Origin of the sequence: Halomonas sp. THAF5a (genome assembly GCF_009363755.1) — a bacterium.
Lineage (GTDB): Bacteria > Pseudomonadota > Gammaproteobacteria > Pseudomonadales > Halomonadaceae > Halomonas.
This window is the reverse complement of record NZ_CP045417.1, coordinates 2,462,389-2,485,668: the sequence shown is the minus strand read 5'-3', so window position 1 is coordinate 2,485,668 and position 23,280 is coordinate 2,462,389. Positions and strand designations below refer to the sequence as shown.

The window sequence follows — 23,280 nt, the reverse complement described above, 5'->3', positions numbered from 1 at the left end:
CGGAGACCGTCATGTCCGAGACCCTGATGTCCGAGCCCCTGCCGATGCCTGCCCGCGCCGATGCCCCACGCCACGTCGCGCCGCCGCCGGGCTACTGGCGCCTGGCCCGGGGCGAGCGCCATCTGCTGATCGAGCGCCGCGCGCTGATCGTCTCTCTGCTGCTGCTGGGGCTGCTGACGGTGTCCTCGCTGGCCTACCTGTGCCTGGGCCAGCAGGTGCTGTCGCCCGCCGGCACCTGGGCGGCGCTCAAGGGCGAGGGCGATCCGCTGGCCGGCTTCCTGGTGCGGGAGCTGCGCTTCCCGCGGCTGCTGGCGGCCTGGCTGACCGGGGCGGCGTTGGCGCTGGCCGGCTGCCTGATGCAGACCCTGGCCCGCAACCGCCTGGCCACCCCCGGCATCATCGGCATCGACAACGGGGCCACCGCCTTCGCCGTGGCATCAATCGTGGGGCTCGGCGTGTCGCTGGCGCCGCCGGCCATGGCGCTGGTCGGCGCGGCCACCGCGGCGGCCATGACCTTCGGCGTGGCCAGCGGCGGCGATACCCGCGGCTATCGTTTCATCGTCGCCGGCATCGGTGTCGGCGCGGTGTTCGGCGCCGTCACCCAGCTGCTGCTGGCCCGGGTCGACATCGATACCGCCAACCAGGCCTACCCGTGGACGGTGGGTACCCTGAACGCGCGCCCGGGCGGCGCCGTCGCGGTGTTGGGCATCGGCCTGGCGGTTTGCTGGCCGCTGGCCCTGGCGCTGGCCCGGCCGCTGTCGCTGATGCGCTTCAGCGACGCCGTGGCCCGCGGGCTCGGCGTCGGGCTGCGTCGCCGGCGCGCCCAGATCCTCGGGCTCTCGGTGCTGCTCACCGCGCTGGCGGTGGCGGTGGCCGGGCCGGTGGGCATGGTCGGGCTGATCGGCCCGGAGATCGCCCGCTCGCTGTCCACCTCGCGGGGCGTGCCGCTGACCGCCTCGGCCCTGGCCGGGGCCCTGGTGATGGTGCTGGCCGACCTGACCGGCCGGCTGCTGCTGGCCCCCATCGAACTGCCGGTGGGCATCGTCACCGCCGTGGTCGGCGGCCCCTGGCTGCTGTGGATCCTGATGCGTCCCGCCCATAGGAGAGTCTCATGAACGTCCCGCAACGCCTGCAGGCCGAGGCGCTGAGCCTGAGCCACGGTCGCACCGCGATCATCGAGGACCTGGCGGTCGAGCTGCCGCCGGGCCGGGTGACCGCCATCGTCGGCCCCAACGGCTGCGGCAAGTCGACCCTGCTGGCCGGGCTGGCGCGGCTGCACGCGCCGGACTCGGGCGCGGTGCTGCTCGATGGCCAGGACATCCAGCGCCTGCCGCCCCGGGAGCTGGCCCGGCGCCTGGCGCTGCTGCCCCAGGAGGCCACGGCGCCGGAGGGGCTGACCGTGGGCGACCTGATCCGCTTCGGCCGGCAGCCCCATCAGGGCTGGCTGCGCCAGTGGTCCGGCGACGACCGGCGTGCGGTGGAGGAGGCGGTGGCCGCGGCGGGGCTGGAGGCCCTGGCCGAGCGGCCGCTGGAGGCGCTCTCCGGCGGCCAGCGTCAGCGCGCCTGGATCGCCATGACCATCGCCCAGCAAACGCCGCTGCTGCTGCTCGACGAGCCGACCTCGGCGCTGGACCTGGGCCACCAGCTGGAGGTCTTCGAGCTGGTCAAGCGCCTGGCCGCCGACGGCCGCACCCTGGCGCTGGTGCTGCACGACCTGGCCAGCGCCTGCCGCTATGCCGATCACCTGGTGGCCATGCGCGACGGGCGCATCGTCGCCCAGGGGGCGCCCGCCGAGGTGGTCACCGAGGCGCTGGTGCACGAGCTCTACGGCGTGACCTGCACCCTGGTGCCCGATCCGGCCACCGGCACGCCGATCCTGACCGACCTGCGCCGGGGCTGAGGCGCCCGTCTAGGGCCTCTTGGGTTGCAGCTCGCTGACTCGCCAGACCGTCCCGGAGGACAGGCCGGCGTCAATCGAGGGTCTTCGTGCTCGCCGGGAAGGAAGCGCTGGCGAATGCACCGCCTGTCGAGCGATTACCGTGCGCCGCCGAACGGCGAGGCGGAGGGCGACGGGCCGGCAGCCGGTGCGTTGAGGAGCGGGGCATCCCCCGGGGCGCGAACCCCGGTCAGGAAGAGCGAGAGGCCCAGGAGCAGGATGAGCAGGCCCCCCGCGAAGCCGATCCAGCGAAAGCCTCGCTGAAGGCCTTGCCAGCGGAAGGAGCGCTGCAGGCGACGCTCGGCCCAGCCCCTGGCCACGACGCTGGCCACGGCCAGCGCCGAGACCGTCAGGGCCGTCCCCGCGGCCATGGCCAGCACCGCGAGCACCCCGGCCCAGTAGTGGCCGAGCAGGGAGGCGGCCCCGACCAAGAGGACGCTGCCGCTGCAGGGGCGCATGCCGATCGACGCCACCACGGCCAGGGCGCCCCGCCAGTCCTCGGCCTGGCGGGGCGTCAGGTGGTGGGCGCAGTCGCACGCGTGGGGATCGTGCGCGTGATCATGGTCGTGCTGGTGCTGGTGCTGATGCTCGTGGTCAGGGGCGGGCGCGTGGTGGGGGCGAGGCGAGCGAGCCAACGCGCGCCCGCACAGCCAGAGCCCCAGCAGAGCGACCAGCAGGTAGCTGGCCTGCTCCAGCCAGACCACCGAGCCCATGGCCTGGCGCGTCAGCCAGCCGAGGCCGTGGACCAGCAGGGTGACCAGGGCGATGGCCACCACGGCCTGGAGCAGCGAGGCCAGGCAGGAGAGCAGCAGGGCCCGGCGCAGGGCGCCGCCCTGGCTGAGCAGGTAGGTGGAGAGCACCGCCTTGCCGTGGCCGGGGCCGGCGGCATGGAAGACGCCATAGCCGAAGCTGAGGCCCAGCAGGCCGAGCCAGGCGGTGGCGCTCGGGACGGCGTCGAGGGTGGCGACCGCCTCGGTGAGGGCGCGGTGCAGGTCGCGCTGCCAGGCCACCAGCTGCAGGCCGACTCCCTGGCCGGAGGCGATCCAGGCCAGGCCGAGCACCGCCAGCGCCAGCCCGGCGAGCCCGATCCACCAGGGCCATGGGAGGCGCGGGGCGCCCCCGGCGGAGGTCAGGAGGGATCGCATCGCACCTCTCCGGTTTCGGCGAAGAAGCGGCCCAGTCCTTCCGGCGCCTGGGCGTCGCGGTCCAGGCGCGCCGCCTCGGCGACCCGGGCCGGGTCGGGCTCGGCGGCGATGATGCGCGCCTCGCAGTCGGCCCCCGTCACCTCGAGCGCGTCCGGTCGGGGCGTGTCGCCCTCCGCCTCGTGCAGCACCTCGAGGTAGTAGGTCGGGTCATAGATCCGGTAGCGCATCGGCGCCTGGCCGAGGGGCAGGGGCTCGGCCAGGGGCAGCCGGAACATGAGTTCGACTCGGTCGTCCCGCGCCAGGGTGGTGAAGTGCTCCACCTCGCCGAGCGCGACCGCTTCGCCGTCCTGGGTGACGTGGGTGAAGTAGTGCTGAGGGGCGAGGTTGTGGCGGATCTCCACGCCGAGCTGGTCGAGGCGCGCCTCCATCGGGGCGTCTCCCTCGGCGGACTGCAGCTCCTCCAGCAGCAGCAGGCTGTAGAAGGGGTCCAGGCGCCAGCGCTGCTGCAGGGCCTCGACCCGGCCGCGCTCATCCACCTGGACGCGCACCGAGACGTCCACCCAGCCATGAGGGTGGGCCGGGCTCAGCAGGGGCCAGAGGGAGAGGGCGCAGGCGAGGGCCAGGGAGAGGCGGCGACGTCCGGCCCGGCCGCGCAAGGAAGGTGTCGGCAGCATGGTCGCTATCCTAGGGCAGTGGCGGGCGGTCGGCAATGCGTGCAACGGCCGCCTGGGTTCGGTCCTTTACAGGCGTCGCAGCCCCCACATGAAGTAGGCCCCGCCGAGCAGCGAGGCGACGAGCCCCGCGGGGATCTCCTCGGGGAAGAGCAGCTGGCGGCCCAGGCCGTCGGCCAGCACCATCAGCAGCGCGCCGGTGAGTGCCGCCCCGGCAAGGTGTGCCCGGGCCCGGGTGAAGCCCAGCAGGCGCGCCATGTGCGGGGCCAGCAGGCCGACGAAGGAGAGCGGCCCCACCACCAGGGTGGCCCCGGCGGTGAGCAGCGCCACCATCAGCAGCAGCGCCAGTCGCGCCCGCGCCAGGGGCAGCCCCAGGGCCGCGGCGGTGGCGCCGCCCAGCGGCAGGATGTCGAGCCAGCGCGCCAGCGGCGCGGCGACCAGGGCCAGCAGCAGGGCCGCGGCGGCCACCGCCAGGGCGGCGACCGGGTCGACGTAGTAGGTGGAGCCGGAGAGCCAGGCGATCACCTGCTGGCCGCGGGGATCGCCGCCGGCCAGCACCACGCCCTTGACCGCCTCGAACAGCGCGGTGATCGCCACCCCGGTCAGCAGCAGCCGTTCCGGCTGGAAGCCGCTGCCGCGGTTGAGGCCCACCAGCACCGTCAGGCTGGCCAGCGCCCCCAGGGTGCCGGCGGCCACCAGGGTCAGGTTGCCGGGGGCGGGCAGCAGGAAGATGGCGCCCATCAGGGCGATGGCGCTGCCGCCGCTGATGCCCAGCACCTCGGGGCTGGCCATGGGGTTGGCGGTGAGCCGCTGGATCAGGGTGCCGGCCAGGGCCAGCATCACCCCGCAGCCGGCGGCGGCCAGCGCCCGGGGCGCGCGCCACTGCAGCACGCCCCAGTCGGTGGGTGCGACCCACTGCCAGCCGTCGGGCCCCTGGCCGGCGAGCACCGCGACCGCCCCCACGGCCGCGAGGGCGATGGCGAGCCCGCCGGCCAACCGCCCGGGCGCCGGATGACGATGGCCCAGGGCCCGCGCCTCGCGGGGAGGCGCCGCGCCGCCGAGGCGCAGTCGCGGGATCAGCCACAGCAGCAGCGGCGCCCCCAGGGCCGCGGTGGTGGCGCCGGTGGGGATCAGGGTCGGCAGGTGTCCCGAGACGCGCTGCAGGGCCAGGTCGGTGGCGGCCAGCAGCAGGGCGCCGAGCAGCGTCGACCAGGCGAGGCGCGCGCCCAGGCGCCGCGCGCCGGCCAGGCGCACGATATTGGGCGCGGCCAGGCCGATGAAGCCGACGATGCCCACCACGCTCACCACGCAGCCGGTGAGAAAGACCGCGAGCCCGAGGCCCGCGAGGCGCAGGTGCTTGAGCGAGACGCCGAGGCTCTTGGCACCCGCCTCGTCGAGGGCGAGGACCGCCAGCGGGCGCAGCAGCAGCCAGGCGAGCAGGGCGCCGACCGCCAGGCGCGGCGCCAGGAAGGCGACGTCCTGCCAGCCGTTCTGGTTAAGCGACCCCGCCCCCCAGATCAGCAGGCCCTTGAGCGCCTCCTGGTGGAAGAGCAGCAGCACCATGGAGAGCGCCCCGAAGTAGAGGTTGACCACCAGTCCGCCGAGCACCACCACCATCGGCGCCAGGCCCCGCCGCCAGGCCAGGGCGAAGACCAGCCCCATGGCCAGGCCGCCGCCGGCCAGCGCCACCCACTCCCGTCCCAGTCCCAGCAGGCTCGGGGCCATCAGCGAGACGGCCATCAGCGCCAGGTTGGCGCCGCTCGCCACGCCCAGGGTGGTGGGGGCGGCCAGCGGGTTGCGCAGCACCTGCTGCATCAGCACCCCGGCGAGCGCCAGGCCGCCGCCGGCGAGCAGCGCCATGGCGAGCCGCGGCCACCAGGCGTAGTGCAGCACGAGGCCCGTGGCGGTGTCGGCCGTGGCCGCGGGCTCGAGCAGTGCGGCGAGCCCCGCTATCGGGCCGGGTCCTGCGAGCAGGTGGTCGAGGGCGAGGACCAGCACGCCGAGGGCGAGCGGCAGGCAGAGCCAGGCCGGCGTCAGCCTGAGGCGCCGGGGAGGGCGGGCGGCGAGGGCGTCAGGCGGCATCGTCGGCCTCCAGGGCGCTGACCAGCTGTTCGGCGAAGCGCTCGGCCGAGGGCAGGGCGCCGAAGCTCCACACCGGTGGCAGCACGAGGGGGACGCCGCGGCTCGCCTCGACCAGGTGATCCCAGAGGCCGGCCTCGTCCAGTCGCTCGCGGACCCCGGCGGGGTAGGGCTCCACCACCACCAGGCGGGCGTCGAGGCCGGCCAGGGCCTCGACGCCCACCAGCGAGAAGCCCCAGGTGTTGGTGGGGCCAGGCCAGGCGTTCTCGAGTCCCAGGCGATCGAGCACCGCCTGGTAGAGCCCGCCCGCGCCGAAGACTCGCACGTGGCGGGCGTCCATGAACTGCACGACCAGCAGGGGCGGCGTCTCGCCATGCAGACGCTCTTGCAGGGCGTCGAGCCGCGCCTCGGTGCTCTCTATCAGGTCCGATGCCGCCTCGGGACGCTCGATCAGGCGGGCGAGCGAGCGGGTCATCTCGCGCATCTGCGTCCAGGTGTCGCGCCCGGGAGTATAGAGCGGCAGGGTGTCGACCGGGGCGATGCGCTCGAGGCGTGGCGCGAGGTTGGCGAACATCGGCGAGATCAGGATGCGCGCCGGCGCGAGGCTCGCCAGCCGTTCCAGGTTGGGCTGGCTGCGCAGCCCCAGATCGAGGGTCGAGGCGGGAAGGGTCGGCTCGCCCACCCAGGCGTGGTAGGCCTCGACCTGGGCCACCGCGGCGGGCGGTGCGTCGAGCGCGACCAGCGTCTCGGCCAGGGTCCAGTCGAGGGTGGCGAGGCGCGGTGCATCGGCCGCGGTCGCGGTGGCGACCAGCGCGGCCACCAGGCCGGCCAGCCAGGTCAGGGCGCGTCGAGGGCGTGGCACGGGCGACTCCAAGGGCGATTCCAGGGGCGATTTCAAGGGCAATGGACAGCGGGGCTAGTGGGCGATGGCGACGCGGTGCTCGCCACAGGGGTGGGCCATGACGTGCATGGGGATGCCGTAGATGGCCTTCAGGGTCTCGCCGTTCATCAGCGCCTCGGGCGTGCCCTCGGCCAGCAGTCGGCCGCCGTGCAGGGCCACCAGGCGGTCGCAGTAGCGCGAGGCCATGTTGATGTCGTGCAGCACGATGATCACGCCGAGGCCGAGCTCCCGGCAGAGCCGGCGGGTCAGCGCCAGCACCTCCACCTGGTGGGCGACGTCCAGCGCCGCCAGGGGCTCGTCGAGAAGCAGGAAACGGCTGCCCTGGGCGAGCAGCATGGCGAGCCACACCCGCTGGCGCTCGCCGCCGGAGAGGGTGTCCACCTGGCGATCGGCGAAGGGCTCGGTGTGCGTCAGGGCCAGGGCGCGGTCGATGGCCGCCTCGTCGTCGCGGCCGTGCCGGCCCAGCAGGCCGCGCCAGGGGTAGCGGCCGAAGCCCACCAGTTCGCGGCCGGTGAGGTTCTCGGCGGCGGGCAGGTGCTGGGGCAGGTAGGCGACTCGGCGCGCGAAGGCGCGATGCCCCCAGGCCGTCATCGGCTTGCCGTCCAGGCGAAGCTCGCCCCGGCTGGCGGCCTGCTGGCGGGCCAGCAGCTTGAGCAGGGTCGACTTGCCCGAGCCGTTGTGGCCGATCAGGCCGTGGACCCGGCCCTCCGCGAAGGTCAGGTCGAGGGGCTCGAGCAGGCACTGGCCGTTGACCTCGAAGGAGGCGGCGCGCGTTTCGATCATGGGGGCTCCGCTCGCGGAAGGCCGTCCCTAGGGAAGGCGATGAGAGTGTGCGCAGAGCGTAAGTTAAATAATAATACTTATCAATGCTATCGGTTGGTTCCCGCGGCGACATGCCGTAGGCTTGGCCCCCCGCCAACAAGGACCTTCTCGATGTCTTCCACCGCTTCCAGCTTCCAGGCCCTGGGGCGCCTGCTGCGCTATGCCCGGGGCTACCGGCGTCGCATCCTCGCCGCTACGCTCTGCTCGATCCTCAACAAGCTCTTCGATATCGCCCCCGAGATCCTGATCGGCGTGGCCATCGACGTGGTGGTCAACCAGGAGGAGAGCTTCGTCGCCGGGCTCGGCTTCACCACCGCCGAGCAGCAGATCCTGGTGCTCGGCGCGCTGACCTTCTTCATCTGGGCCGGCGAGTCGCTGTTCGAGTACCTCTTCCAGGTCCTCTGGCGCAACCTGGCCCAGCGCCTGCAGGCCGACCTGCGCCAGGACGCCTACGAGCACGCCCAGCGCCTGGACATGGGTTTCTTCGAGTCGAAGAGCTCCGGGCAGCTGGTGGCGACCATGAACGACGACGTCAACCAGCTCGAGCGCTTCCTCGACGGCGGCGCCAACGCCATGATCCAGGTCGCGGTGACCGTGGTGGCGGTGGGCGCGGTCTTCTTCGTGCTCTCGCCGCTGATCGCGCTGCTGGCCTTCACGCCGATCCCGCTGATCGTCTGGGGAGCCTTCTACTTCCAGCGCAAGGCCGGGCCGCTCTATGCCGAGGTCCGCGAGCGGGTCGGCGAGCTGTCGAGTCGCCTCTCCAACAACCTGGCCGGCATCGCCACCATCAAGAGCTTCACCGCCGAGCCTCGCGAGGCCGAGCGCCTGCGCCAGGCCAGCGAGGCCTACGTGGCGGCCAACCGGCGGGCCATCCGCATCAGTTCCGCCTTCATCCCGGTGATCCGCATGGCGATCCTCACCGGTTTCCTGGCCACCTTCACCGTGGGCGGCATGATGGCGCTCTCGGGCGATCTCAACGTGGGCGCCTACGGCGTGCTGGTGTTCCTCACCCAGCGGCTGCTGTGGCCGCTCACCGGCCTCGCCCAGGTGATCGATCTCTTCGAGCGCGCCATGGCCAGCACCCGGCGCATCCTCGACCTGCTCGCCACGCCGATCAAGGTGCGCGACGAGGCGACCGCGACGCTGGCCGCGCCGGTGCGCGGCGCGGTGGCCTTCGAGGGGGTGAGCTTCCGGTATGGCGAAGGGGGCGCCGGGGTCCAGGAGATCGACCTGGCCGTGCCGGCGGGGCATACCCTGGCGCTGGTCGGGGCCACCGGCTCCGGCAAGTCGACGCTGATCAAGCTGCTGCTGCGCTTCCATGATCCCGCCGCGGGGCGGGTGACGGTGGACGGCCAGCCCGTCGACGCGGTGTCGCTGGCCTCGCTGCGCGGGGCCATCGGCCTGGTCAGCCAGGACGTCTACCTGTTCGAGGGCACGGTGCGCGACAACATCGCCTACGGCAGGCCCGAGGCGACCGAGGCCGAGATCGTCGAGGCGGCCAGGACCGCCGAGGCCTTGGACTTCATCCAGGCGCTGCCCGAGGGCCTCGATACCGCGGTGGGCGAGCGCGGCGTGCGGCTCTCCGGCGGCCAGCGCCAGCGCCTCTCGCTGGCCCGGGCGCTGCTCAAGGACCCGCCGATCCTGGTGCTCGACGAGGCCACCAGCGCCGTGGACAACGAGACCGAGGCGGCGATCCAGCGCTCGCTGAGGCGCATCGGCCACGGCCGCACCGTGATCATGATCGCCCACCGGCTCTCGACCATCGTCCACGCCGACGCGATCGCCGTCGTCGAGGCCGGTCGCGTGGTCGAGCGGGGCACCCACGCCGAGCTGCTCGCCCGGGACGGCCGCTACGCCGCCCAGTGGCGGGTGCAGACCGGCGAGGTCGAGGCGGCGGCCGCGACCTCGGGCTGACGCGAGGCGCGCCCACTCTCCCCGGCGGCGGCCCCAGGGCCGCCGCCGGGGGCGATCGGTCGCGGCGGACCGCGCAAACAAGAATAAGTTTCAATTGGGTTGTTATTATTAATGCGAGTAATTATCATGCGCTTTCCAGTTCATCTGACCCAAAGGCTTGCTTCCCATGATCCCATCCGCCTCCCGTCGCGTCGGGGTCGACCCCCTCGCCCAGGCCGTGCGCCGCGCCCTCGGCCTCGCCACCCTCGGTAGCCTCGTGCTGGGCTCACCCGCCGTGCTGGCCCAGGAGGTCGCGTCCGCCGACACGCTCGAGACGGTCACCGTCGAGGCCGAGGCGCTGTCGCTGGTCACCGAAGGCGCCGACGACTATCGGGTCGCCCAGACCAGCACCGCGACCAGGCTCGACCTGACGCCCCGCGAGACCCCGCAATCCGTCTCCACGGTGACCCGCGCCCAGATCGAGGACTTCAATCTCGACACCCTCAATGACGTCCTGGAGTCGACGCCGGGCGTGACGGTGGAGCGGCTGGAGACCGATCGCACCTATTACACGGCGCGCGGCTTCGAGATATCGAACCTGCAGGTCGACGGCCTGCGCCTGCCCATGCCCTACAACAACGTGCACGGGGATATGGACACCGCGATCTACGACCGGGTGGAGGTGGTGCGTGGTGCCACTGGCCTGATGTCCGGCTCGGGCAACCCGGCGGCCACCGTCAACTTCATCCGCAAGCGACCCACGTACGAGCCCCAGGCCTCGGTCTCGGCTAGCGTCGGCTCCTGGGACCAGCGACGCCTGGAGGCCGATATTGCCGGGCCGCTTGACGAAGCGGGGCGTGTCCGCGGTCGTCTGGTGGCGGCGGGGATGGAGAGCGACGCCTACCTAGACCGGTTGAGCCGAGAGCGGGGTCTGCTCTACGGCGTATTGGAAGCCGATGTCACCGACAGCACCCTGGTGACCCTCGGCCACACCTGGCAGCAGAACGACACCGACGGCAACATGTGGGGGGCGCTGCCGCTCTATGACTCGGCCGGCAACCCAACCGAGTACGACGTGGAGACCTCCGCGGCACCCGACTGGTCCTACTGGGACGTGGAGACCCACCGCAGTTTCCTCGAGGTGCAGCAGGACCTCGGCGATCGCTGGGCGCTGAAGGGGACCGTCACGCACCTGGACATGCTCTCCGATACTCAGCTGCTCTATATCTACGGTCCGCCCGATGCCGCGACCGGTCGCATTGCCGACAACCAGCTGACCCTCAGCCGCTACGACCGCCACTTGGAGCAGTGGGTGGCCGACTTGCATGCCAAGGGCGATGTCGATGCCTTCGGCCGCACTCACCAGCTGGTGATGGGCACGGACTGGAGCCAGAGCCGCAACCAGCAGACCTCGCGGTACCCGACGGAGAGCTTCGATGCGGGCGGCCAGGGCCTACCGCCGCTGGACGACTGGAACGGATCCTACCCTGAACCCGATGCCTGGGTGGCCTACCCGACCACCGTGGGCGATGCCACGGTCAAGGAGCGCAGCGTCTATGGCGCTGCCAAGCTGGGTCTCGCGGAGCGCTGGACCTTGGTGGCGGGTGCTCGGCTGAGCTGGGCCGACGCGGTTGGCGAGCAGTACGGCAGCTCTCAGGAGACTGATGTCGACAACGAGCTGACTCCCTATGCCGGCCTGATCTATGACGTGAGCGACTGGGCATCCCTCTATGCCAGCTACACCGAGATCTTCAAGCCGCAGACCGAGATCAACCGCGACGGAGACTTTATTGATCCCATCGATGGCGTGAGCCAGGAGGTGGGTCTCAAGGCCGAGCTGTTCGGTGGCACCGCCGATGCCTCGCTGGCGGTGTTCCGCACCGAGCAGAATAATGTCGCGCAGCCAACGGGCGAGAAGCGCGGAGCGCAAGACGTCTACAGCGGTGCCGACGGAATCACCAGCGAGGGTGTCGAAGTAACGCTCGCCGGCGAGCTGACAGCGGGGTGGCAGGCGAGTGTTGGCTATACCTACCTGGAAATCGAGGACGCCGACGGCGAGGCGACCAATACCTATATCCCGCGTCATCTGGTGCGCGCGACCACCAGCTACCGGCCGGCCGCCCTGGACGCCCTCAAGGTGGGAGCGCGGCTCCGCTGGCAGGACGATATCGAGCGTGATCGCGACAGCGCCGATGGCAAGACTCGCCAGGAGGCCTACGCGCTGGTCGACCTGATGGCGAGCTACGACTTCAGCGACCGCCTGACCGGCTCGCTCAACGTCAACAACGTCACCGACGAGAAGTACCTGACCAGCCTGAAGTGGGATCAGGGCTTCTATGGGGCCCCGCGCCACGTCATGGCCGAACTGACCTGGACCTACTGAGGCCTCGCCTCGCCCGATCCGGCCATCCAGGGCTCACCCCGGCGACGGGGTGGGCCCTCGTCGTTTCCGAGGGAGGAATCGATGCCCCCGTGCCCGTTGATGCGATCGATGCGGCCTGCCTCCTCGCACCCGCCCAGGTCCTCGAGGAGGGGAGGGCCTTTCCATATGCCAGGGCATCGTCGATGGCTATCGGGCAAAAAAACCGGCAGCCCTGGGGCTGCCGGTCGGCGTCGACTGCGGTGCGGCGCGAGGCTCAGAAGGCGTAGCTGACCGTCGCCTTCACGCTGCGTTCGGCGCCGAAGTAGCAGAAGTTGAGATCGCTGCAGCCGGCGACGTACTCCTCGTCGAGCAGGTTGCTGACGTTGAGTCGAGCGGAGACGCCCTCGAGACCCGCTTCGGCCAGGTCGTAGCCCAGGGTCGCGTCGATCAGGGTGTAGTCGGGCACCTTCTCGGTATTGGCCTCGTCGGCGTAGATGTCGGCGTAGTAGCGCACCCCGAGGCCTGCATCCAGGCCGGCGAGCCGGCCCTGCTGGAAGGCGTACTGCCCCCAGAGCGAGGCCTGATGGCGGGGCACCCAGTTGTCGGTGTTGCCCTCGTTGTCATCGCCAGTCGTCTCGAGGGTCACGTCGGTGTAGCCATAGCCGGCCTGCAGACGCAGGTTCTCGGTCAGTTGGGTATGGGCCTCCAGCTCGATGCCCTGTGACTCGATTTCCCCGGTGGCGCGGAAGAAGTTCTCGCTGGCGCGTTTGGTGGCCAGGTTCTCCTGGGTGATATGGAAGAACGCCACGCTGTAGCGGTCCTGGGTACCGGGCGGCTGGTACTTCAGGCCCGTTTCCACCTGCTCGCCTTGGGACGGCTCGATCAGGTCGCCGTTCTGGTCGGTCGCGGCGTTGGGGCTGAAAGAGGTGGTGTAGCTGGCGTAGGGCGCCAGGCCGCTGTCGAACAGATAGAGGGCCCCGGCGCGACCGGTGAACTGAGTGTCGTCCAGCGTATTCGCCGTGTTACTGGCGACATGGGTATTGGTGATATCGACCCAGTCCTGTCGCCCGCCCAGGTTCAGTCGCCAGTTCCCCAGGGCCAGCTGGTCTTGAAGATAGACCCCGATCTGCTCGAGTTCTCGTTCTTGCTGCGTGGGTCGGGAAATCGTCAGTGGTTCAGATCCGTACGCCGGGTCGAAAGCCTCTATGTCGGGGAAGCTGCCGTTGGTCCAGGCGACATCATTGTCACGTCGTTGATAGTCGGCACCCGCGAGCAGGGTGTGCCTGACAGTGCCCGTCTGAAGGTTGGCTTCCAGCTGGTTGTCGAGGGTCCATGCCTTGAGCGATTCCTCGGCACCCGAGTAGCCATACCCGTAGCCTGCGTACTCGAAGCTACGCAGTAGCTCGGTGTCGTTGGCCCAGCCGTAGGCGTATACCTGTTCCAGCTCGAGGTCGGTCTCCGTATAGCGGACCTTCTGGCGGCCAGTGATGGAATCATTGAAGCGATGTTCCAGTTCATAGCCGACCATCCGCTGCTCTCGATTAAAGGTGTCGTAGTCCTCTTCGCCCTCAAAGAAGGTGTTGTCGATCTTGCGACCGTTGCGAGCTTCGACCGTGCCCTCGAAGGGCAGGCCCGAGTGGTAACCGCCCTCGGGGTCCTTGTGCAGGTAGGCGTGCAGAGTGAGACTGGTGGCGTCGGTCATGTCCCAGGTCAGCTGAGGAGAGAAGGCGTAGCGTTCCTCCTCCACCGGGCCGAACTGGGTGTCGGCGGCACGCGCCAGGCCGGTCAGCCGGAAGGCGACGCGGCGCGCGTCGTCCAGCGGGCCGGTGAGGTCGAAGGCGGCGCTGCGCTGGGCATTGTTGCCGATGCCGAGGCGCACTTCGCCGCTGTGCTCGAACTTCGGGCGCTTGCTGGTCTGGGCCACCAGACCGCCCGGGGAGGCGCGGCCATAGAGCACCGAGGCCGGGCCCTTGACCACCTCGATGCGCTCCAGGAACCAGGGGTCGACCACCAGCGAGCTGAAGGAGCCGCCGTCGCTCATGACCTTGAGGCCATCGAGGAAGGTGTTGCTGACGCTGCCGTCGGTGAAACCGCGCAGCACCAGATAGTCGTAGCGGTTGGAGGCGCCGATCTGATTGGTAAATACGCCGGGGGTGTAGTCGGCCGCGCGCTGTACGGTCTCGGCGCCGCGGGCCTCCCACTCCTCGTTTTCGATCACCGAGATCGATTGCGGCGTCTCGTTGAACGGCGTCTCGGTCTTGGTGGCGGCCTGGGCGGTGACGGTCAGGGTGGAGAGTTGCTCGGCGTCTTCGGCGTGGGCCGCCAGGGCGATGCTCGCGGCGGCGAGCGACACCGCCAGCGACAGCGGACGGGGAGTCGGCATGCGGAAATCCTTGCTGAGAGCGTGTGACTTCAGGAAATGAGAAGTATTCCTTTTTGTGCGCTCGGCCGGGTATGCCGAATGCTCACCCTGCTATCCGAGGTGATCAGGTCGCCGTGGGCAGGGAACTCGGTGGGTAGCCGAACCGACGACGAAAGGCGGTGGCGAAGTTGCTGGCGTGGCGGTAGCCGGAGAAGTGGGCGGCCTGCTGGACGCTGAAGCCCCGTGCGAGATAGTCGTGGGCCAGCGCCAGCCGGCACTCGCGCCGGTAGTCGAACACCGTGCGCCCGTAGGCGGCCTGGAACTTGCGGCGCAGGCTCGCGGGGCTCATGGCGGCGATCTCGGCCAGGTCGGCCAGGCAGTGCTCGGCGGCGGGGTCTTGTTGCAGGGCCTCACAGACCCGCGCCAGGCGCTCGTGTTCCCGGGAGGCCCGGCGAGGTGCACGGAGTGGCATGGGGTCCTCGACATGGGCGCCGTAGGCCACCAGCTGCAGGCTCAGCCCCTCGAGCAGCAGTCGCTGGGCCTCGCCCGCGAGCGGCTCGGCGAGGGCCCGTTCGAGCCCCTCGCGGAGCGGCTCGGGGAGCCGCCAGGCCCGGAGCGGGCAGGCGGAGGCGCCCGACGGGCGCATCCCGAGCCGGGTCAGGCAGGTCTCGTCGAGGCCGAGGGTCAGGGCCCGCAGGCGCTGGCCCGCCGGCTGGGAAGCGGCGAGGCCCCGATGGGGCTCGAGGCGCAGGCTCAGCGCCATGCCGGGGGTCAGCGTCAGGCTGCGGTGCGCGAGGCTGACCTCGGCATGGCCCTCCAGCATGACCACGATCGACAGCGGCGAGGGGATGCGGGAGCGCGAGTCGTAGCGGTGGATCACCTCCACGTCGGAGGTGACCAGCTGCATCCCCGGGCGCGGCGAGAATTCCCGCACCGTCCCGGTCATCACCGGCACCTCGGCGCTTGGCGCGAGGCCCGGCACCCGATAGTCGAGGCCGTAGTGCCGGCCATAGGCGTGCAGGTCCCGGGGCGTGTGTGCGCGCCGGGGTTCCTGTCGCCTTCATGCGCTCGCCCTGGCCATCTCCGTGCCCCTTGCCGCCGTTTTGCCGTGGCGACACGCCAGCGGGCAGTTGGCGCAGTAGCCCAGTTCGTCGATCAGGTAGCGGATGCAGCACAGCCGGCGCACCCGGGCGGGCTTGCCCGGGTCGGCGGGCGTGACGTAGCGCACCGGGCGAAAGAGCGGGTTGCGGCGGCCGTCGGGCAGGGAGCGGCGCTCCATCAGCGCTTGGGCGGGCTCGCCCACGCCCGGGCCGGCCATGGGGTGATCGGCCAGGGCGTCGGCGAAGTACTCGAAGTAGTTGCCGGCGTTGCTCCAGAACACCTTGGGTGAGGCGCCGGTGGCCCCGGCCAGCGCCTCGATCAGCGGCGTCAGGTGAGCGTCGAGCAGGGTGGCGAAGCGCGCGCCGGGATCGAGCTCGGCCAGGGGCTTGCCGGCATGGGGCAGCACCAGCCCGGCGGTCTGCCCCTCGTCGGACTGCACCAGGTGCAGCTCATCAAGCCCCAGCGGCAGGTCGCGCTCGAGCAGCAGGTTGGCCGCCAGGCCATGGGCGGCAAGCGCGCTGAAGTGCCACTTGGACCAGAGCGAGGCCACCGCCCGGCGGTCGCCGTGGCCGTAGGTGCGGCCGAAGCGCTCGAAGAGCTCGGCGAGGTAGGCCGACTCCAGCAGGGTGCGGGCGGGCAGGGCGTCCGGGCCGGGCGTCGGCGAGACCCGGGGCGGCGTCAGGCCCTCCAGGGGGCCGAGATAGAGCGTCGACAGCGCGTGGGTCATGGGGCCTCCGCCGGGAACGTCGTTCTCGGATGATAAATAAAACAATAATCGTTATCAAATAAGCCTTCTGCGTCAGGCGGCGTCCGCCAGCCGTGCTCGACACCGCTCGATGGCCTGGGCCACGTAGCGCCCGGCCATGCGTTCGGAGACGCCAAGGCGACGGCCGATCTCCGCCTGGGTCATGCCCTCGAGGCGGTGCCAGGTCAGCGCCTGGCGCAGCCGTTCCGGCAGGGCGTCCAGGGCCTCTCGCATTCGCATGAGGCAGAGGCGGCGCTCGGTCGCCTCCTCGGGGCAGGGGCGCGGACAGGCGAGGCAGAGCGCGGGGTCGTCCAGGGGGTGGCTGGTAGGGCGCGAGCGGCAGCGTCGATGATGGTCGATGACCAGGTTGCGCGCCATCCGGAACAGGTAGGCCCGGGGCTCGTCGAGCCGGTCGTGTTCGGGGTGCTGGCCGAGACGCAGGAAGACCTCCTGGCAGAGGTCCTCGACGAGGTGGGGGCAGGAAAGCTGCCGCCGCAGGTAGCCAGCGAGGTCCGTGGCGTGACGCCGGAAGAAGGCATCGAGATCGGGGTGGGCCGTCATGGGAGCTCCGTCCTGGGAACCGAGGTCGCGTATTATGTGTTAATGAGACTTGTTATCAATGGCCGCTGGCCAGGCTTTCCCCGTCGGGGCGATGCCTGGCCAGCGGACGGGGTCAGGCCAGGACGTCCTCGAGGGAATGAGGCGTTTCGGTCGCCGGTCGGTAGGCGGCGATCGGGTTGTCGAGGGTGCCGGCGAACTGCAGGTTCTTGGCCGGGTCGGCCAGGTCGATCATCTGCTGGTGGTTGTTGAGCTGCAGCCGGTTCAGGCAGGAGCGGGTGAACTCCGGGGCGAACAGGTCGTGGCGGGCGAACCTGTCGGCGAACTCGGGATGGTCCCGCTGGTAGTCGATCACGCAGTCGGCCACCAGCGCCCAGAAGCGCGACTCGCTGATGTCGCCCTGTTCGACGAGGATCGCCGACATGAAGCGCAGAAAGCAGTCGAAGACGTCGGTGAAGATCGACAGCACCTTGAGCGGCTCCGGCACGTCCACGGCGATGCGGGCGATGGCCTCGGGCAGCTCGGCATCGACGTTCATGATGCCGATCTCCTCGGCGATGTCCTTCATGATCGCGCGCACCGGCACGCCGTCCTCGAGCTGCAGGATCAGGTTCTCGCCGTGGGGCATGAACACCAGGTCATAGGCGAAGAAGCAGTGCAGCAGCGGGCGGAAGTAGGCCCGCAGGTAGCGCGACAGCCAGTCCTCGGTAGTGAGGCCCGAGCGCGCGATCAGCCGCGGCAGCAGCGCCCGCTCGTCGCCGTCGACGTGGAGCAGCGCGGCCATGGTCATCAGCCGCTGGCCGTCCTGCTGGTAGTGCTCCGGGCTCTCGCGCCACAGGCAGGCGAGCATCTTCTTGTAGGCACTGTAGGTGTCGAAGGCCGGCTCGACGGCGTCGCGGCGAAAGCCGATGGCGGCCTCCTCGCGCAGCACCGTGAAGCCCTGGGCGCGGAGCTCCGGGTCGCCGTCGACCAGGCGCTTGATCCAGTCGTTGATCGCCGGCGTGGCGCGCATGTAGCTCGGCGAGAGGCCGCGCATGAAGCCCATGTTGAGGATCGACAGCGCGGTCTTCACGTAGCGCCGGCTCGGCCGGCTGGTATTGAACCAGGTGCGGATCGACTGCTGGGCGCGGTACTGGTCGCTGCCGTAGCCCAGGCAGACGATGCGCTGGCGGGCCACCTCGCCGGCGAAGGTGATGGCCAGCTTGTGGAACCACTGCCACGGATGCGCCGGCATCAGCAGGTAGTCGGCGGGATCGAGCCCGCGGGCCTCGAGGCGGCGGTGGAAGTCGTGAAGCGTCGCCTCGCCGAGTTCGTCGCGCAGCAGGGCCTCGTACTCGAGCCCCTCGATGGCGCTGTAGTGGGCGTCCTCGCGGTGCACGGCGAGCCACACCAGGGTGATCGGCGCGGCGGCCTCCGGGGCGTAGGCGTGATAGTCCACGGCGTCGAAGCCCATGCGGCCGTTGTTGGCCACGAACACCGGATGGCCCTCGGTCATGGTGGCCTCCAGGGTCTGGAAGTCGGCGTCGACCAGGCCGGCGGCGTCCGGGCGGGTGCCGTCGAGCTTGTAGGCGCCGCCGAACAGGGTGCTGGCCACCTCCTCCAGATAGAGCGGCAGCATCGCCTCGCCGATGCCGAGCGGGCCGCGGAACTCGAGGATGAACTGCTGGGCGTCGAGCTCGGCGGGGGCGCCGTCGACGCGCTTCTCCAGCGAGTCGAGCTCGATCGCCCAGTGATCCAGCGCCCGGCGCCGGGCGCGGAAGCGGTACTCGACGTTGCCCTCGGGGGCGCTCAGCCGATAGTCGGCGGCCTCGTCGTCGCCCGCCGTGCCGGCGTTCACGGCCTCGGGGGCCAGCAGCCGCTCGTGGCCGAACTCGGCGATCGCCTTGCGGATCAGCCAGCGGTTGGCCCGGGCCCAGAGCTCGGGGCGCAGGTGGCCGGCGGCGCTGGCCGGGTCGGCGGCGAGGGCCGGATCCAGGCGCGGGTTCTGCCGGCTCACCGCCGCGGCGAAGCCCTGGCGGTCGCAGAAGGCCAGATGGGCGGTCTTGTCCTCGAGCGCGACCTCGCGGTCGTAGACGAAGCCGACCCGGCGGTTGAGCGGATGGATCCGGCGGTTATTGACGTCCGGCTCCACCACGATGCGACGCGTCGCCGGATCCTCGAACATGAAGGCCAGGATGGCGGTGATCACCTGGGTGCTGAAGCCGGGCAGCGGCGTCTCGGCCGGGGCCACCAGGAAGTGCATGCCGCGGTCGCCCTCGGCTACGTCATAGTGGCGGCCGATGGGGTCGTGGCGCGGGTCGTAGCACTCGACCAGGAAGGCCGGCCGGCCGTCGAACAGCCCCAGGTAGCCCTGGGCGTGCTCGCTCTCCTGGAGCTCGCGATAGAAGGCCTGCACGCGCTCCGGCGAGTGGCCCTGCATGCCCCAGAAATGGGCCCGCGGTGCGGTGACCCACTCGTGGATCAGCGCCAGGTCCTCGGGCAGGTGCAGCGGGCGCAGCGTGAAGGTGCCGAGCCCCTGGGCGTGGCGCGAATAGAGGGGCTGGGTGGTCGGCGTCGGTTGGAACAGGGTCATGGATCAGGTCCTTGCAGAAACGGAATCGGAGGGGGCGGCCGGGCGCGTCTCGGCGCCGGCCAGCAGCCGCCGGTAGGCCAGGGCGCACAGCGCCAGGCCCGTCGCGGCGACGAGGAAGGGAGCGGTCAGCCCGAAGGCCTCGACCAGGCGGCCGGCGCCCCAGGAGGCGACGAGCACGCCGAGGCCCTGGAAGACGTGGACCTTGCTGAAGTCGCTGGCGTAGCGGTCGGGCGTGCTGAGCTGGAACAGGCGCAGCTCCAGGCGCACGGTGATGCGGAACAGCGCCCAGCCGAACAGCACCCGACCGGCCAGCAGTGCGGTGACCTCGCCGCTGGCCTGCAGCAGCAGGCCGACGAGGCCGATGGCCAGCGGCAGCAGGATGGTCTGGCCGGCGGGGCGGCGCGCGAGCAGGTCGATCGCCAGCAGGGCCACCGCCACGGCGCCGGGGATGGCGAACACCGCGCCCGCCAGCACCTCGCCGGAGAGCCCGGAGGCCAGCTCCCAGTAGCGGGCGAAGAACGGCCGTGCCAGGTAGGCGCTGAAGTAGAACAGCAGCATCACCAGGCCCAGACGCAGGATGGCGCCGCTGGAGGCCGGCCCCCGCTCGGTGGCCGGTGCCGCATGCGGCGCGCGGCCGCGGCGGATCAGCCAGGCGCAGACCGCGACCTGCAGGGCGTCGCCCAGCGCCATCACGCGGAACACCTGGGCCGCGGCCCAGTGCTCCAGCACCAGGCCGCCGACCATGGCGCCGAGGATGCCGCCGGCGTGCACGACGACCGAGAGGGTGCCGATCAGGGTCGCGTGGCGATCCTGGGGCTCGAAGTGCATCAGGTAGGGGTAGACCAGCAGGTAGCTGGCCTTGGCCACCAGCATCGCCAGCGACAGGCCCCAGAACCACGGCAGCGAGGTGACCACGGCGCAGGCGAGGCTGAGCCCGCCCGCCACCAGCTGGGTGACCAGCAGCAGCGGCAGGGTGCCGACCCGGCGCGCCAGGCGCGCCCAGGCGGGCAGCGCCACCAGCACCACCAGGCAACTCATCGCCAGGTAGGCGCCGACGTGGGACGGGTCCGTCACGCCGAAGCGCGCGTCGAAGAACTGCGGGTAGAAGGGCAGCAGCATGGCATCGCTGATCACCGCCACCGCGGTCACCGCCACCAGCCAGGGCGTCGGGGTCATGCGGGCTCCGCTTGCTCGGGGTCGAAGACCGCCTCGTCGGGCGCGCCGAAGCGCTGATAGGCGATGCGTCGTTCCACCGGGTAGATCTCCTTCCCGGTCATCGCGCGGATCAGGCAGGCGTTGCGATAGGGGCCCATGCCCAGGTCCGGGGCCGCCAGGCTGTGGGTATGCAGCTCGGCGTTCTGCACGAACAGCCGGCCCTCGCCGCCGTCGATGTCGTAGAAGCGGCCCACCGCGAAGCGCCCGGCCTCGTCGAAGGCGATGCGCGAGGCGATCGGCGCCAGGAAGTCCGGCATGTGGTAGCGGTAGCCGGTGGCCATGACCAGCGCCTGGGTGCGATGGCGATAGTGGCGCTGCTGCTCGGTGTGCCACAGGGTCAGGTCGTACTCGCCGCGCTCGGCATCGAAACGGCAGGTCTCGAGCTGGGCGTTGGTGAACAGCGACGAGCGCACCTCGCCGACCAGCTCCTTGGCGTAGCGCAGGTCGTAGATGTCGTTGATCAGGTCCTCGTTGATGCCCTTGTAGAGGCCCTTCTGTTCCCGCGTCAGCGCGTTGCGCGTCGCCTCGGGCAGGGCGTGGAAGTAGTCGATGTAGTCCGGCGAGGTCATCTCCAGGGTCAGCTTGGCGTACTCCAGCGGGAAGAAGCGCGGCGAGCGGGTGATCCAGTCGAGCCGGTAGCCGAAGCGGTCGATGTCGGCGAGCAGGTCGCGGTAGATCTCGGCCGCGCTCTGGCCGCTGCCGACCACGGTGATCGCCGGCTGGCGCTGCAGCTCGGCCTTGCGCTGGAGGTACTCGCCGGAGTGCATCGGCCGCGGCTCGACGTCGCGGCAGCCCTCGGGCAGCCAGGGCGTGGTGCCGGTGCCGAGCACCAGATGGCGGGCCAGGTACTCGCGCGCCTCGCCGCTGCCGGTGTCGCGGCAGCTCACGCGGTAGAGGCCGCTGGCGTCCTCGAACTCCACTCGCTCCACCTCGGTGGAGAAGCGCACGCTGTCGAGCTGTTCCACCGCCCACTGGCAGTAGCGGTTGTACTCGTTGCGCAGCAGGAAGAAGCTCTCGCGGATATAGAAGTTGTAGAGCCGGCCCTGCTGCTTCAGGTAGTTGAGCACGCTGAAGCGGCTGGTGGGGTCGGCCATGGTCACCAGGTCGGCGAGGAAGGGCGTCTGCAGGGTGGCGTCCTCCAGCAGCATGCCCGGGTGCCAGTCGAAGCCGTCGCGGCGCTCGAGGAACAGCCCGTCGAGCTCCTCGATGGGGTCGGCCAGGCAGGCCAGCCCCAGGTTGAAGGGCCCGAGGCCGATGGCGATGAAGTCGTGAACGTGCTGGGTCATGGACAGGTCTCGTGGCATCAAGAGGCGACGGCGTGGGCCGAGGCGGTGGCGGCGCCATCGCACCAGGCGCGGGCGTGGGCGCCGATGCACTCGACGATGGCGCTGAGGTCGTCGACGGTGGTCTCCGGGTTGAGCAGGGTGAACTTCAGGTAGCGGCGACCATCGACCCGGGTGGCGGCGATCACCGCCTCGCCGTGGCGCGAGAGGGCGGCGCGCACGTGGGCGTTCAGGGCGTCCAGCGCCTCGTCGTCCAGGTCGAGCTCCTCGGGCCGATAGCGGAAGATCAGGGTGCTGAGCGGCGGGTCGAGCAGCACCTCGATGTCGGGCCGGGCGGACAGCCGCGCGTGGGCCTCGCCGGCCAGGTCCATGACCCGCTCGAACATCTCGCCCAGGGCGTCGGCGCCCATGATGCGCAGCGTCATCCACAGCTTCAGGGCGTCGAAGCGCTTGGTGGTCTGCAGGCTCTTGTTGACCTGGTCCGGCGTGCCGGCCAGCGCCTGGCTCTCGGGGTTCAGGTAGTCGGCGTGATGGGTGACGTGGCGCAGATCGCTGGCGCGGCGCACCAGGAAGGCGCTGCAGCTCACCGGCTGGAAGAAGGTCTTGTGATAGTCGACGGTGACCGAGTCGGCGTGCTCGATGCCGGCCAGGCGGTGGCGCTCGCGGCGCGAGCACAGCAGGCCCCCGCCGTAGGCGGCGTCGACGTGCAGCCAGATGCCGTGCTCGCGGCACAGCGCGGCGATCTCCTCGAGCGGGTCGATGCTGCCGAAGTCGGTGGTGCCGGCGGTGGCCACCACCGCGATCGGGACCAGGTCGAGGGCGATGCACTCCTCGAGGCGCGCCTTGAGCGCCTGCGGGTCCATGCGGTAGTCCGCATCGGTGGCCACCGGCATCACCGCCTGGTAGCCGAGCCCGAGGATCGCCGCCGACTTCTGCAGGCTGAAGTGGCTGAGCTCCGAGCCGAGGATGCGCAGCCGCCGATGGTCCGCCGGCAGGCCCTGCTGCTTGTTGCCGCCGGGGCGGTCCTGGCGCGCGCCGTGATGGTCGCGGGCGATCATCAGCGCCATCAGGTTCGACTGGGTGCCGCCGCTGGTGAACACGCCGTCGGCGTCCTCGCCGAGGCCGATGCGCTCCGCCGTCCAGTCGATCAGCGACTGCTCGATGAAGGTGCCGCCGGCGCTCTGGTCGAAGGTGTCCAGCGAGGAGTTGATCGGCGCCAGGATCGCCTCGGCGAGCACGCCCGGCAGCACCACCGGGCAGTTCAGGTGGGCCACGTAGCGCGGATGATGGAAGTAGACGGCGTCGTCCAGGTAGACGTGCTCCAGCTCCTCCAGGGCCGGGCGCAGCTCGCCGAGCGGTGCGTCGAGGTCGATGGCCTCGAAGCGGCCGCGCAGCTCCTCGGGCCGGGCGCCGGTGAACGGCCGCTCGACCTCGGCCACCTTGCGCCTCACCAGGTCGATGCAGCGGGTCGCCTGCTGCCAGTAGGCCTCGGCATGGCGGGCGTTCATGAGGGGGAAGGCGTGGCGGGTGAGCCGCCCGTCGACGACGTCCGTCTGTATCATGGGCACTCCAGTCGGGTCAGGGATTTTATTGATAATCATTATCGATTAATGATGTTGTCCTACTCACGACGGA

The 23,280-nt window shown here is 70.9% G+C and carries 17 protein-coding genes; 4 read left to right on the top strand and 13 right to left on the bottom strand.

Annotated features, from left to right (window positions below; translation table 11 throughout):
- The first annotated feature begins 11 nt into the window (after positions 1 to 11).
- Complete coding sequence (locus tag FIU83_RS11180; RefSeq protein WP_152484117.1) at positions 12 to 1,115, top strand: iron chelate uptake ABC transporter family permease subunit; 1,104 nt, start codon at positions 12 to 14, stop codon at positions 1,113 to 1,115.
- Positions 1,112 to 1,900, top strand: coding sequence for an ABC transporter ATP-binding protein (locus tag FIU83_RS11175; protein ID WP_152484116.1), 789 nt, complete (start codon positions 1,112 to 1,114; stop codon positions 1,898 to 1,900). The genes FIU83_RS11180 and FIU83_RS11175 overlap by 4 nt, the downstream gene beginning before the upstream one ends.
- A gap of 134 nt (positions 1,901 to 2,034) precedes the next feature.
- Here the strand turns inward: FIU83_RS11175 and FIU83_RS11170 are convergent, their stop codons facing one another.
- The 5 genes from FIU83_RS11170 to FIU83_RS11150 all read right to left on the bottom strand — a co-directional run bounded on the left by FIU83_RS11170 (position 2,035) and on the right by FIU83_RS11150 (position 7,515).
- Positions 2,035 to 3,081 carry a nickel/cobalt transporter gene (locus FIU83_RS11170; protein ID WP_152484115.1) on the bottom strand — a complete coding sequence of 349 codons (1,047 nt, stop codon included), beginning with the start codon at positions 3,079 to 3,081 and terminating at the stop codon, positions 2,035 to 2,037.
- Positions 3,066 to 3,755, bottom strand: a complete 690-nt coding sequence (locus FIU83_RS11165) for a DUF1007 family protein (protein WP_152484114.1) — start codon at positions 3,753 to 3,755, stop codon at positions 3,066 to 3,068. Before FIU83_RS11165 ends, FIU83_RS11170 begins: the two co-directional genes overlap by 16 nt.
- A 66-nt stretch (positions 3,756 to 3,821) precedes the next feature.
- On the bottom strand, positions 3,822 to 5,834 hold the full coding sequence (fhuB, locus tag FIU83_RS11160) for a Fe(3+)-hydroxamate ABC transporter permease FhuB (protein WP_152484113.1): 2,013 nt from the start codon (positions 5,832 to 5,834) through the stop codon (positions 3,822 to 3,824).
- A complete protein-coding gene (locus FIU83_RS11155; RefSeq protein WP_152484112.1) occupies positions 5,824 to 6,693 on the bottom strand; it encodes an ABC transporter substrate-binding protein in 870 nt (289 codons plus the stop codon). Before FIU83_RS11155 ends, fhuB begins: the two co-directional genes overlap by 11 nt.
- Positions 6,694 to 6,747: 54 nt before the next feature.
- Positions 6,748 to 7,515 carry an ATP-binding cassette domain-containing protein gene (locus FIU83_RS11150; protein WP_152484111.1) on the bottom strand — a complete coding sequence of 256 codons (768 nt, stop codon included), beginning with the start codon at positions 7,513 to 7,515 and terminating at the stop codon, positions 6,748 to 6,750.
- 150 nt (positions 7,516 to 7,665) lie between these two features.
- Here FIU83_RS11150 and FIU83_RS11145 point away from each other — a divergent pair, with 150 nt between their 5' ends.
- Positions 7,666 to 9,468 carry an ABC transporter ATP-binding protein gene (locus FIU83_RS11145; protein ID WP_152484110.1) on the top strand — a complete coding sequence of 601 codons (1,803 nt, stop codon included), beginning with the start codon at positions 7,666 to 7,668 and terminating at the stop codon, positions 9,466 to 9,468.
- Positions 9,469 to 9,634: 166 nt separating this feature from the next.
- Positions 9,635 to 11,830, top strand: a complete 2,196-nt coding sequence (locus FIU83_RS11140) for a TonB-dependent siderophore receptor (RefSeq protein WP_152484109.1) — start codon at positions 9,635 to 9,637, stop codon at positions 11,828 to 11,830.
- Positions 11,831 to 12,083: 253 nt separating this feature from the next.
- Here FIU83_RS11140 and FIU83_RS11135 read toward each other — a convergent pair whose 3' ends face one another.
- From FIU83_RS11135 to FIU83_RS11100, 8 genes are all read right to left on the bottom strand, one after another.
- Positions 12,084 to 14,192 (bottom strand): TonB-dependent siderophore receptor, encoded by a 2,109-nt coding sequence (locus tag FIU83_RS11135; RefSeq protein WP_152484108.1) that lies wholly within the window; start codon positions 14,190 to 14,192, stop codon positions 12,084 to 12,086.
- Between the two features lie 103 nt (positions 14,193 to 14,295).
- Positions 14,296 to 15,117: a helix-turn-helix transcriptional regulator gene (locus FIU83_RS11130; RefSeq protein ID WP_253939456.1), complete on the bottom strand. Its 822-nt coding sequence runs from the start codon at positions 15,115 to 15,117 to the stop codon at positions 14,296 to 14,298.
- A gap of 114 nt (positions 15,118 to 15,231) precedes the next feature.
- Positions 15,232 to 15,999 (bottom strand): siderophore-iron reductase FhuF, encoded by a 768-nt coding sequence (gene fhuF / locus FIU83_RS11125; RefSeq protein WP_152484106.1) that lies wholly within the window; start codon positions 15,997 to 15,999, stop codon positions 15,232 to 15,234.
- A 72-nt stretch (positions 16,000 to 16,071) separates the two neighbouring features.
- The gene (locus tag FIU83_RS11120; RefSeq protein WP_152484105.1) at positions 16,072 to 16,578 is read right to left on the bottom strand and encodes an RNA polymerase sigma factor; all 507 of its coding nucleotides are present in this window, start codon (positions 16,576 to 16,578) and stop codon (positions 16,072 to 16,074) included.
- Between the two features lie 112 nt (positions 16,579 to 16,690).
- Entirely contained in the window at positions 16,691 to 19,147 is a 2,457-nt protein-coding gene (locus tag FIU83_RS11115) for a GNAT family N-acetyltransferase (protein ID WP_152484104.1), read from the bottom strand.
- Positions 19,148 to 19,150: 3 nt separating this feature from the next.
- Positions 19,151 to 20,323 (bottom strand): MFS transporter, encoded by a 1,173-nt coding sequence (locus tag FIU83_RS11110; RefSeq protein WP_152484103.1) that lies wholly within the window; start codon positions 20,321 to 20,323, stop codon positions 19,151 to 19,153.
- Positions 20,320 to 21,648: a lysine N(6)-hydroxylase/L-ornithine N(5)-oxygenase family protein gene (locus FIU83_RS11105; protein ID WP_152484102.1), complete on the bottom strand. Its 1,329-nt coding sequence runs from the start codon at positions 21,646 to 21,648 to the stop codon at positions 20,320 to 20,322. The genes FIU83_RS11110 and FIU83_RS11105 overlap by 4 nt, the downstream gene beginning before the upstream one ends.
- Before the next feature lie 17 nt (positions 21,649 to 21,665).
- Positions 21,666 to 23,207, bottom strand: a complete 1,542-nt coding sequence (locus FIU83_RS11100; RefSeq protein ID WP_253939455.1) for an aspartate aminotransferase family protein — start codon at positions 23,205 to 23,207, stop codon at positions 21,666 to 21,668.
- Positions 23,208 to 23,280 lie beyond the last annotated feature (73 nt).